This window comes from Pseudomonas sp. LTGT-11-2Z (assembly GCF_003691445.1).
Classification (GTDB): Bacteria; Pseudomonadota; Gammaproteobacteria; order Pseudomonadales; family Pseudomonadaceae; genus Aquipseudomonas; species Aquipseudomonas monteilii.
Map to the genome: position 1 here is coordinate 2,731,993 of NZ_CP033104.1, position 11,485 is coordinate 2,743,477.

Annotated in this window: 9 protein-coding genes and 1 pseudogene; 4 read left to right on the forward strand and 6 right to left on the reverse strand. The window is 63.5% G+C overall.

Translation table 11 applies throughout. The features are described from left to right. Nucleotides 1-307 precede the first annotated feature (307 nt). Nucleotides 308-3,193: an HD domain-containing phosphohydrolase gene (locus tag D8767_RS12815; protein ID WP_121757681.1), complete on the forward strand. Its 2,886-nt coding sequence runs from the start codon at nt 308-310 to the stop codon at nt 3,191-3,193. A 3-nt stretch (nt 3,194-3,196) separates the two neighbouring features. On the opposite strand, the gene D8767_RS29200 is transcribed toward D8767_RS12815, so the two are convergent. From D8767_RS29200 to D8767_RS12825, 3 genes and pseudogenes are all read right to left on the reverse strand, one after another. Next, nucleotides 3,197-3,424, reverse strand: a complete 228-nt coding sequence (locus D8767_RS29200; RefSeq protein ID WP_256127568.1) for a helix-turn-helix domain-containing protein — start codon at nt 3,422-3,424, stop codon at nt 3,197-3,199. Between the two features lie 144 nt (nt 3,425-3,568). Beyond that, nucleotides 3,569-3,976: pseudogene (locus D8767_RS29205) on the reverse strand (sigma 54-interacting transcriptional regulator); the annotation flags it as partial. A 15-nt stretch (nt 3,977-3,991) separates the two neighbouring features. Beyond that, complete coding sequence (locus D8767_RS12825) at nt 3,992-5,704, reverse strand: FAD-dependent oxidoreductase (RefSeq protein WP_016711094.1); 1,713 nt, start codon at nt 5,702-5,704, stop codon at nt 3,992-3,994. A 195-nt stretch (nt 5,705-5,899) separates the two neighbouring features. On the opposite strand from D8767_RS12825, the gene D8767_RS12830 reads away from it, so the two are divergent. The 3 genes from D8767_RS12830 (at nt 5,900) to D8767_RS12840 (ending at nt 8,713) form a co-directional block, all read left to right on the forward strand. After that, entirely contained in the window at nt 5,900-6,676 is a 777-nt protein-coding gene (locus D8767_RS12830) for an IclR family transcriptional regulator (RefSeq protein ID WP_016711093.1), read from the forward strand. Nucleotides 6,677-6,815: 139 nt separating this feature from the next. After that, the gene (locus D8767_RS12835) at nt 6,816-7,868 is read left to right on the forward strand and encodes a Gfo/Idh/MocA family protein (protein WP_016711092.1); all 1,053 of its coding nucleotides are present in this window, start codon (nt 6,816-6,818) and stop codon (nt 7,866-7,868) included. A 29-nt stretch (nt 7,869-7,897) separates the two neighbouring features. Further along, nucleotides 7,898-8,713, forward strand: coding sequence for a sugar phosphate isomerase/epimerase (locus D8767_RS12840; RefSeq protein ID WP_016711091.1), 816 nt, complete (start codon nt 7,898-7,900; stop codon nt 8,711-8,713). Between the two features lie 106 nt (nt 8,714-8,819). Here D8767_RS12840 and D8767_RS12845 read toward each other — a convergent pair whose 3' ends face one another. The 3 genes from D8767_RS12845 to D8767_RS12855 form a co-directional block, all read right to left on the reverse strand. Further along, nucleotides 8,820-10,109 carry an MFS transporter gene (locus D8767_RS12845; RefSeq protein ID WP_371059045.1) on the reverse strand — a complete coding sequence of 430 codons (1,290 nt, stop codon included), beginning with the start codon at nt 10,107-10,109 and terminating at the stop codon, nt 8,820-8,822. Between the two features lie 231 nt (nt 10,110-10,340). Continuing rightward, entirely contained in the window at nt 10,341-10,598 is a 258-nt protein-coding gene (locus D8767_RS12850; protein WP_016711089.1) for a PAAR domain-containing protein, read from the reverse strand. Further along, a complete protein-coding gene (locus tag D8767_RS12855) occupies nt 10,595-11,485 on the reverse strand; it encodes a DUF6708 domain-containing protein (RefSeq protein WP_122048301.1) in 891 nt (296 codons plus the stop codon). The genes D8767_RS12850 and D8767_RS12855 overlap by 4 nt, the downstream gene beginning before the upstream one ends.

Sequence of the window (11,485 nt, forward strand, 5' to 3'; positions counted from 1 at the left end):
GAACGAGCCAATCGACATGAACCTTGCCGATCGTGATTTACCCGCGAAATGGCCGGCGCAGGCGCTGCAAGGTGATGTCGGCACGCTGGTGATGCTGGAGCAGCGGGCGTCTACCTGAGGGCATTGTGACCAGCCACGTTAATTTTTTCTGCCAACCCGGCAGAACCCCGCGCCGCACTCTACACTCCTGCCAAGATGGACCGGGGCTATTGGCCACCATTCGGCCCATCTCGCTGCCTGCGAATGGCTTCGGCCCGCATGATCGTTCTGGCTGCTCCCTCAATTTGCCTCACATGGAGTACCTGGGATGGGCTGCGTGTCGACGGGGCGTGATACCGGTAGGACCGGGCGTGGCATTTCACTGCAATGGCTGGTGGCGTTGGCCATCGTGCTGGGCATGCTGCTGGGTGCCGCCCTGGCCTGGCAGGGTTATCGCGGTATCCGCCAGACCCTGGTAGCCGCCGCCGGCGATACAGCCCAGCAGGTGGGCAAGACCATCGACGAACGCGCCCGGCGCCTGATCGACCCGGTGCAAAGCAGCATCCGCCTGCTTGCCCACAACCCTGCTGCGCATACCCAGGCGCAGCGCCTGGATAGGCTGCCGCAACTGGTCGAAACGCTAAATGCCAACCGCATGCTCAGTGCCGCCTACATGGGCTACCCCAGCGGCGATTTCCTGTTGGTGCGCCGGCTGCGTGACCCGCAGCTGCTGCAGCGTTTCGCCGCGCCGCCGGGCACGGCGTTTCTGGTGCAGCGTGTCAGCCGTGGCGAGGGCGGGGTGGTGCAGGGCGAGTGGCGCTACTACGACCAGGCGTTGAACCTGTTGCAGGCCCAGGCCAAACCCGAATACCGCTACGACCCGCGCACACGCCCGTGGTTCGCCGAAGCCAGTGCGCAGCCCGCCACTGTGCTGACGCCGCCGTACGTGTTCTTCACTACCCGCGAAATAGGCGTGACCCTGGCGCAGCGCAGCGTTGACGGAGAAACGGTGATCGGCATGGATGTTTCGGTCAACGACCTGGCCAGCGAAACCCAGGGCTTGCGCATCACCCCCGGCACCGAAATTGCCGTGCTCGACGACCAGGGCAATGTTGTGGCCTACCCGGACTTGCAGCGGGTGATCGTGCATGAAGGGCAGGGCGTGCGCCTGTCGCGACTCAGCGAGCTGGACATCGCAAGCCTGCAGCACCTGTACGCTGACCTGCCGTCAGGCACGCAGGCACAGCCATACCAGGTGGACGGCCAGACCTGGTATGGCATGCGCATTCCGCTGACCAGCCTGGCCGGGCAGGATCTGCAGGTGTTGATTGCCGTGCCGGGCCATGAGCTGCTGGCCGGTGCGCGCAAGGTGTTGTTCGAGCAGTTGCTCTGGACCTTGGCGTTGATGGCCGTGCTGCTGGTGCTTGGCGGTGTGCTCGGCCGGCGTATCGTCCGCCCGCTGAAGGTGCTGGCTGAACAGGTGCAGGGCTTGGCCAGCTTTGATTTCAGCCGCGAAGTGGGGGTGAAATCGCAGGTGTCCGAAGTACGAGAGCTGAGCCATGTATTGAGCCGCATGGCCGGCACCATTCGCGGTTTCCAGGCCATTACCCTCACGCTCAGCCGCGAGCGCGACCTGGCGCGTATGCTCGACGGCGTCCTGGATCACCTGGTGCACGCTGCCGGGGTCGAGGCCGGTGTGGTGTATTTGTTCGACGCCGAGCACACGCTGCTGCGCCTGGCCGCCGCCTGCCGGGGTGAGCAATACCCCGGAGAGCTTGCCGTGGATGAAGGTGCCCGGCGCACGCTGGCCGCTGCGGTGACGCAGGCCCTCGGCCTGGACGAGCGCAGCCAGGCCGTGGTGCTGAAAGACCGTAGCCAGGCGCTGCTGGGCATTCTGGTGCTGCAGCTGGATGAGGCGCAGGCGCGCGACCAGCTGGGCCAACCGTTCCGGCAATTTGTCGAAGAGCTTTCTGGCGTGGCGGCAGTGGCCATCGAGACACGCCAGCTTGCCGAAGCCCAGCAACGCCTGATGGATGCCATGATCAAGTTGCTGGCCGACGCCATCGATGCCAAAAGTCCCTATACCGGCGGCCACTGCGAGCGTGTGCCGCAACTGGCGCAGATGCTGCTGGACCAGGTGGTGAATGCCGACAGCGGCCCCTATGCCAGCTTCAGCATGACTGAAGCCGAACGCTACGAATTTCGCGTAGCGGCCTGGCTGCACGACTGCGGCAAGGTCACCAGCCCTGAGTACGTGGTGGACAAGCCGACCAAGCTGGAGACCCTGTACAACCGTATTCATGAAGTACGCATGCGTTTTGAAGTGCTGTGGCGTGATGCCGAGCTGGCCTACTGGCGAGGCCTGGCCAGCGGCGCCGACCCGCAGGTGCTGCAAGCCGCGCTAGTCCATAGCCAGGCCCAGCTGCAGGATGACTTCGCCTTTGTCGCCCAGGCCAACATCGGCGGCGAGTCCATGCAGGATGCCGATATCGAACGCCTGCAGCAGATCAGCCAGCAGCGCTGGCAGCGCCACTTCGACAACCGCCTGGGCATCTCCCGCGATGAGGCGCAGCGCTATACCGGCGTACCGCAACCCGCGCTGCCGGTAGAAGAACCGCTGCTGGCCGACCGCCCCGAGCATCGTGTGCCCTGGGGCGAGCGCAAACCCCCGGTGACCAAGGGCGACCCGTGTAACCGATGGGGCTTCGACATGCGCCTGCCAGCCCACGCCAGCAACCACGGTGAGCTGTATAACCTGTCGATCCGGCGTGGCACGCTGAATGACGAGGAGCGTTTCAAGATCAACGAGCACATCGTGCAAACCATCATCATGCTCAGCTCGCTGCCGTTTCCACGTCAGATGAGACGCGTACCGGCCATCGCCGGCAACCACCATGAAAAGCTGGATGGTAGCGGCTACCCACGCCGGCTGGGTGAGCATGACCTGGGCATTGCCGAGCGGGTAATGGCCATTGCCGACATATTTGAAGCACTGACGGCGGCCGACCGGCCTTACAAGCCGCCGAAGACGTTGTCCGAATCGGTGAAGATCCTGGTGTTCATGGCCCGTGACCGGCACATCGACGGGCAACTGCTGGAGGTGTTCCTCAGCACCGGAGTGTACCGCCAGTATGCCGAGCAGTTCCTGCGTGCCGAGCAGATCGACGAGGTGGATGTGCCGTACTGGCTGGCGCAGATGCGCTGCCCGGCCTGAGTGCTAGCGCGAACCCAGGCGCTTGTACATGGTGGTACGGGAAATACCCAGCGCCTTGGCGGCAGCACTGACATTGCCCTCATGGGCCAGCAAGGCGCGTTCGATCACGTCGTGGGTGGCTTCTGAAAGCGAGCGCGGCGCCGCGACCGGCTGGCCTTGCAGGTCTTCTGGCAGGTGCTGCACACCTATGCTGGGCTCACCCGCGGCCAGCACCCCGACCAGCCGCGCCACGTTCTCCAGTTGCCGCAGGTTGCCCGGCCAGTGGTAGGCCAGCAGCCGGCGCCTGGCCTCGGCCTGCAGCGGCGCAAAGCCCGGACGCTGGAAAAAGGCTTCGATCAGTTGTTGTTTATCCAGGCGCTGTTCCAAACCGGGCAGGCTGACACGCAGGCCGTCCAGGCGGTAGAACAGGTCTTCGCGAAAACCCCCGTTGGCTACCAGCGCGCCAAGGTCTTTGTGGGTGGCTGCGACAATGTGTGCCTTGAAGGGCGCTGCCGTGGTGCTGCCAATGCGGGTGACCTGCCGTTCCTGCAGTGCCCGCAGCAACCGGCTTTGCAGGGCCAGCGGCATGTCGCCAATTTCGTCGAGCAGCAGGATACCGTCCCCGGCTGACTCCAGCAGGCCCATGGCACCCCCTTTGCGGGCGCCAGTGAAGCTGCCTTCGGTATAGCCGAACAGCTCGGCTTCGATCAGGCTTTCGGGCAGGGCCGCGCAGTTGATCGCAACGAACGGGGCCTGAGGGCAGCAGTGGGCATGCAGGGCTTTGGCGAACACTTCCTTGCCGGAACCGGTTGGCCCACCTCACTCATACGCCTGCACCCCGGCAATGTGCCGCCCGGCCACATAGCCAAAGGTCAGCGCTGGCCCCAGGTTGATGCCGCCCGACGGGTACCAGCCACCAAACACACTGGCCATGTCGGTACCCGCCGCATACAGGCCTGCGATGGGTTGCCCGGCTTCATTCAGCACCCGGGCACTGCCGTCGGTGCGCAACCCGGCAAAGGTACCAAAGCAGCCGGGTTGCACCTTCACTGCATAGAACGGCCCGTGTTCGATGGGCGCCACGCACGGGTTGGGGCCCTTGTGCTGCGGGTCACCCTGTTTGCGGTTGAACGGCGTGGAGCCACGGCCAAATGCCGGGTCCTGGCCATCTCGTGCATGTTTGTTGAAGTCGCTGACCGTGGCACGCAACCCGGCCGGTTCAATGCCACAGGCGTCCGCCAGCGCTTCAAGCGTGACACCCCGCTTGAGATAACCGCTGCGTACATGCGGCCACACCGGCAGCGGTGCCGGGCGGGCATAGCCCAGGCCAAAGCGGCGCAAGAAGCGATGATCGCACACCAACCACGAGCACACTTCCTCACCCTGCGGGACTGCCGCGACCATGGCTGATACATAGTCGTAATAGCCATGCGCTTCATTGACAAAGCGCTTGCCGTTGGCCAGCACGCCGATGATGCCTGGCTTGCCGCGCTCGATAATGTGTGGGAAGTGGCCGATGCTGCCATCGCGATGCGGCACGCGCGAAACCGGCGCCCAGGCCACCGGCGATTTCAGGTTGGTGGCCACCACGCCGCCGGCCGCCTCGCCAAGGCGCAGCCCGTCACCGGAACACCCCTGTGGCTGCAGGGCCAGGTTGTCGTGGCCGCTGGCATCGCGCGGGAACAGCTGCTGGCGCCGGGCGCTGTCGTTGGGGAAGCCACCTGCTGCAAGCACCACGGCCTTGGCGCGTATCTGTCGCTCGCCCTGCGGCGTGGCCACCCGAGCCCCGCACACCCGGCCATCTTCGACCAGCAGGCTTTTGGCCGGCGCCGATTCCTGCAGATGCACACCCAGGTCCTGTGCCGATTTGGCCAGCCGCGCCACCAGTGCCACGCCGTTGACCAGGTGCATCGCCCGACCATACCGCGCCAGGTGATACAGGTGACGGCCAAAACGCTTGCATACGTGCAGCAATGCCTTGGGCGAACGGGTCATGTTGAGGAAGGCCGCCAGGTCGGCACCGGCCATGATCGGCATGCCCATGAACGAGGTTTCGCGCAGGGTCTTGCGCAGGCGTGGCAGCAAGGCACCCACCTCGCGGGCATCATACGGCGCCGCGATCACCTGGTGCCCGCCCTGGGCTGCGCCCGGCGTGTCGCCATGCATGTCCGGGATGCCGTTGCCATCGGCAAACTGCAACGCCGTATGTTTCTCGAAGAACGCCACCATGTGCGGGCAAGCCTCAAGGAAGGCTTCGACGCGCTCGGCGTTGTAGTGGGTTCCCAGTTCATGGCGCAGGTAAGTTCGCGGCTGCTCGACGTCCTCCACGATGCCAGCCCGCTGTGCCAGCGGGTTACGTGGCACCCAGGCCCAGCCGCCGGACCAGGCGGTGGCACCGCCAAACACGGGCTCCTTCTCTACCACGATCACCCTCTGCCCATGCCAGGCCGCCGTCACGGCCGCAGCCAGCCCGGCGGCGCCGGAGCCTATGACCAGTACATCGTATTCGGTATCCAGAGCAGCTGAGGGCATCGCGGTGTTCCTGTGTTGATATTAGAACAATGTTCCATATTTTTATCAGCGGCGTCTTTGCCCGCAAGGGTATGGCAGCCCGCGCAGGCAACAACTGGGCGATAACCGGACACTTCAGCGCGACTTCGCTGCGGCCGCTACCGCTCATGTGGAATCATCTTCTAGAATCGGCAAAAAAATCAGGGACCTGTAGTCATGGCTGGTAGTCAGATCGAACGCGCCTTCAGTCTTGTAGAAACCCTTACCGGCGAACCCTCGGGGCTGCCGTTGCAAACCCTGGCCGAGCGCCTGGACATTCCCAAAAGCGCCACCCACCGCATGCTCACCGAGCTGGTGCGGCTGGGCTACGTGCGGCAGAACCGCGACAACAGCCGTTACCAACTGTCGGCCAAACTGGTGGCCTTGGGGTTTCGCTACCTGTCGAGCAACGGTGCCGACATCATTCAGCCGATTCTTGACCGCCTGGCCCAGGACAGTGGTGAGCTGGTGCGTCTTGGCGTGATCGACGGTGCCCGCCAGACCTGGATCGCCAAGTCTCAGGGCGCTCGTTCCGGACTGCGCTACGACCCCGACATGGGCCGCGATGCGCCGCTGTTCTATACAGCGTCCGGGCATGCCTGGCTGGCCAGCCTGGACGATGAGCAGGCGCTGCAGATGGTGTTGCGCCAAGGTATTGCCGACCCTGCGCAGTTCGGCCCCAACGCACCGCGCTCTACCGACGAGCTGCTCGCCTATCTGCACCGTGCCCGCGAGCGTGGTTATGCCTGGGTCGAGGAAACCTCGGCCATCGGCACCTCGGCCCTGGCTGCTGTGGTGCGCCGCCCGCACACTGACGAGGTGATCGGCGTATTGAGCATTGCCGGGCCCAGTGCACGGATGGCGCAAAGCCGCCTGGCAGAGCTGGCGCCACTACTGCTGGCTGCTGCACAAGAGCTGTCGGCGGCCAGCCGGGCAAGCGAATTGTTTGCCTGACGCGCATTTCCGGTCGATTACCGAACAGCTCGTCCTGCGGGTTCTTCTGAAAGGCTGAACTTGGTTCTAAATTGTGCTGTATGAGTTTTGGAATAGGGTTCCATAATTCATACAACAACAATGACAAGAGGACAGGCTGTTGAACGAACCCCTTCGTATTGCCTTGATCGGCGCCGGCATCATGGGCCGCCAGCACTACCAGCACCTGCGCAATGTGCCGCACGCCCAGCTGTGCGCGGTGGCCGACCCCGGCCCGCAGGCCGAGGCTTTTGCCGCTGAATGCGGCGTGCCCTGTTTTGCCGACCACCGGCAGATGCTGGAGCGCGCACGCCCCGAGGCAGTAATCGTTGCCAACCCGAACAACCTGCATGTGGCGACCGCCTTGGATTGCGTCGAAGCCGGCGTGCCGGTGCTGGTCGAAAAACCGGTGGGCGTGCACCTGGATGAGGTTCGCGCCTTGGTAGAAGCATCGCGCCGTTGTGGCGTGCCCGTATTGGTCGGCCATCACCGGCGGCACAACCCGCTGATCGCCAAGGCGCACCAGGTGATTGCCGACGGCAAGCTGGGCCGGCTGATCAATGTCACCGCGCTGTGGCAACTGCAAAAACCCGACAGCTATTTCGAAACGCCATGGCGCCGCGAACCGGGCGCCGGCTTCCTGCTGACCAACCTGATCCACGACCTCGACCTGCTGCGCCATCTGTGCGGCGAGGTGGTACAGGTGCAGGCATTCACCCGTAACGATGTACGTGGTTTTGCCAATGAAGACAGCGCGGCGGTGCTGCTGCAGTTCGCCAACGGCGCGCTGGGTAGCCTGACCGGCTCCGACGCGGTGGCGGCGCCGTGGAGCTGGGAGCTGGACGCTGGCGAAAGCCCGGTGTACCCGCGCCAGGATGGCCAGCCGTGCTACCTGCTGGCCGGCACTCAAGGGGCGCTGAGCATTCCCCAGCTCAAGCGTTGGCACTACGCCGAAGCGGGCTCGGGCTGGCACACGCCGCTGCTTCAAAGCGAGGAGAGCATTCCCGCCGGCGAGGCCTTGACCCTGCAGTTGCAGCACTTCGTGCGGGTTGCCCGGGGCGAACAGGCGCCGCTGATCGATGCCGCCGACGGTGGCCGCACGCTGGCGCTGATCGAAGCGATCCGCCAGGCGGCGGAAACGGGCCGGGCTTGCGCGCCCGAGCACATCGCCTGACGCAACCTCTACTCTTTTGGTGACGATAAATGACTGACCGTATTTTCTCCCTTGCCGCCCTGACGGTACTCGAACTGTCCCCGCCAGAGATGGTAGAGGCGGCAGCCCGTGCCGGTTACAGCCACGTTGGCCTGCGCCTGGTACCCGCCACCGAGCAGGAACAGCACTTCCCGCTGGTGGCTGATGCCGAGCTGCGCCGGCAGACCCAGGCGCGCCTGCGCGACACCGGCATCAAGGTGCTCGACCTGGAAATCCTGCGCCTGAAGCCGGAGACCTGTGTGGCTGATTTCGAGCCGATCCTTGCGGTGGGCGCCGAACTGGGTGGCACTGAACTGCTGGTGGCTGGCAACGACCCCGATGAAGCACGCCTGACCGAGCGTTTTGCTGCCCTGTGCGAGCTGGCGGCGGGCTATGGTATTCACCCACACCTGGAATTCATGCCCTGGACCGACGTACGTGACCTGCGCCAGGCCATGCGGGTGGTGGCCAACGCCGACCTTGGCAATGGCTGCGTGCTGGTGGACGCCTTCCACTTCAACCGCTCCCGGTCTTCACTGGATGACCTGGCGCAGTTGGCACCGCAGCGCATGCGTTATGCCCAGCTGTGCGACGTTGCCGGTCCGGTACCGGCCGACATGGATGAGATCCTGCGCCAGGCACGTAACGAGCGACGCTTCCCGGGTGAGGGTGATGCCGACCTTGCAGGCTTGCTGCGCGCCTTGCCGTCGAACGTACCGCTAAGCCTGGAAATTCCCACGCGGCAGTTGCTGGAACAAGGCATCAGCGGCGAGCAGCGGGCACGTATGGCACTGGAGAAGGCCAAGGCTGTGTTGGCCGCAGTCTGACTTCGAACAAGCAGCGCGCTCATACCGACGGCGCGCTGTAATGGCCTGATCACAAGACCAAAAAAAGGGCCCGCAAGGGCCCCGTAGAGGAAAGTGGCTAGCGCACTCAGGCGCTTTCGACCTTGCGCGGTGCCATGAAGTACATCCACACCAGCGCCAGGAAGTACATGGCCGGAATCATGGTGAACAGCACGGCATAGTTGTTGTGGGTAGCGGTCAGCACGCTACCGACAATCTGCGTCATGAACATTCCGCCAATTGCCGCACACATGCTGCCAAAGCCGAACACCGTGCTCACCAGGTGCTTTGGCGTGTAGTCCATCACCAGGCTCCAGATATTCGCCGTCCACGCCTGGTGCGCGCCCACCGCCAGCGAGATGGCCGCCACCGCGACCCACAGGCCACTGGCGTTGGCGGCAAAGATGACGCTGAGCATGGTGCAGGCAAAGATCAACATGGATACCAGCCGCGCCGTGGTGGCGCGCACGCCGCGTCCGATCAGCCACGACGACAGAATGCCGCCGCCGATGCTGCCAAAGTCCGCCGTCAGCCAGATGATGATCAGCGGGATACCCATCTGGGTCACGTTGATGCCCAGGCTGTACTGCTGGTTAAGAAACGGCGGCAGCCAATACAGGTAGAACCAGAACACCGGCGCGGTAATCGCATAGGCCACCGCAAAAGCCCAGGTCCCGCGCAGGCGCAGGATGCGGCTGAACGGCACGCGGGTCGGCTCGGGCTCGTCATCCTGCTGGATGTACTGCACCTCGCTCTGGCGCACGCTGGGGTGGTCTTCAGGGTTGTAGTACTTCAGCAGCCACAGCACCACCCACACCAGGCCCAGGCTACCCATGGCGATGAATGCGGCCTGCCAGCCCCACACGGCCAGAATCAGCGGCAGCAGGGCCGGGGTAACCATGGCGCCGACGTTGGTGCCGGCGTTGAACAGCCCGGTGGCAATCGCCCGTTCACCCGCTGGGAACCACAGCCGTACAGTCTTGACGCAGGCCGGGTAGTTGGCGGCCTCGGTCAGGCCCAGGATGAAGCGGCAGACCATGAAGCCGGCGGCCGAAGTCGCCAGGCCATGAGCACCGGTGGCCAGGCTCCACAGCAGCACGGCGAAGAAGAAGGCCCGTTTTACCCCCACCTTGTCGATCAGCCGGCCCTGCAGCAGAAAGCCGATCGCGTAGCCGACCTGGAACCAGAAGTTGATGTTGGCGTAGTCCATCGCCGTCCAGCTCATTTCCTTGGCCAGCACGGGTTGCATGATGCCGAGCGCGGCACGGTCGATGTAGTTCAGGGTGGTGGCGAAGAACACCAGGGCAAGCATGCCCCAACGGGTTTTGCCGACGCCGAACGCGCCGCGAAGCTTGTCGCCGATCGAACCCGGGTGCATCCGGGGTGCGGCGGGGGTGATCTTGGAGTGGTTCATAAACTGCTCGTTTCTTGAAATTGTATTCAGCTGCGGTACGACGGATACGTGGCCGGTTCCCAGGCAGGGGGCACGCAAGGCCGGTGCATGGTGCGCAGTGAAGATGGCAGCGTCAATTCACGAGACGGGCTACTGTTCGGTTATCGAACGGTTGCGAGGTGCAAAAGAGAGTGGCTAACGTGCTGATAGTCGTAGTCAGTCAATGAGCCAACCCGGGTCACCCTCGACTAGCGTGCCTCCATGGCTGGTGGTGTCCCCCTCCCTTGCCGCGGGTTGGCCCTCGATGATCGTGCAAGCTGCGCCGGTTTCGATGACGGCGCCACAACTGATGCGGTCGCCCACACGCGCCACGGCTCTGCCATCCACGAAGGTTGCGCTTGCACCGGTCTGCACCGTGCCTTCGCCATGGATCGGGCAGCTGTGGCGATGGCCTACCAATACGATGGGTCTCATTTGCGCTTCCTTTTGTTGAGTCTAGCAGGGGCTTCTTCGAAGGCAGCTGGGGGCGGTGGCGCGGCTCTAACGTTGAAGAGGCGGCAGATGCCGTACCAGCAGATGGCGACGGTGAGGTTGTAGGGGAACAGCACGGCCCAGAAGGGCAGTTGCCAATTCTTCTTGCCCTGCATTTCACCAGGTTCTCCGGTTCGCCAAGGGGCGTAGTGGCGCCAGGCTTCAGCCGGGGTCAGGCAGATGGCATGCAGTGGCTTGTGCCACCAGTTGGGTTCGCCGGGTGGGGGGAGTTTGTCGGGGCCATGGGCCATGAAGTGGCGCAGGTATTCCCAGACTTCGGCGACGTGTTTGACGTCGGGCTCGGTGGGTTCGTTACTGTCGACCCAGAGGCAGTCTTTTTGGTGGAGGCTGCCGTCCGCACGGCGCGGGGCGAAGGCGAGGGCGTAGCTGGTGCTGAAGGATGAGCCGCCGCTTTCGGTGCGTTTGAAAAGGCCACCGCCGGTATTGCTCCACTCAAAGACGAATACCTTGCTCAAGCGTTGATAGTAGATTTTTTGAGTTGAGCGGTTGAGGCAAATGGTTGATAAGCCTTTTATAAAGAAAATTCGATAAGCAAGGAATGGAGTGAATACAAAGGGCGTTATTAGAAACAAGATCAATAATATGATGTCTTCGTTGTAGATGTCCAAGAAGCTGGGGTAGAGGTAAGGGTAAGTGCCCATTAGTAGGGTGATCGTCATTGCGCAATATAATTTCCCCATAAGCACGGAGTCTGTTACCCATGGGTTTCTCAGGCATAAGGTGTTATCGGATATATTTGCCAATTGTCCCCTAATTGCAGGGTTGTGCCCAGAGTCCGACAATGAGTTGAATATCCAGAAGGTTGCCAT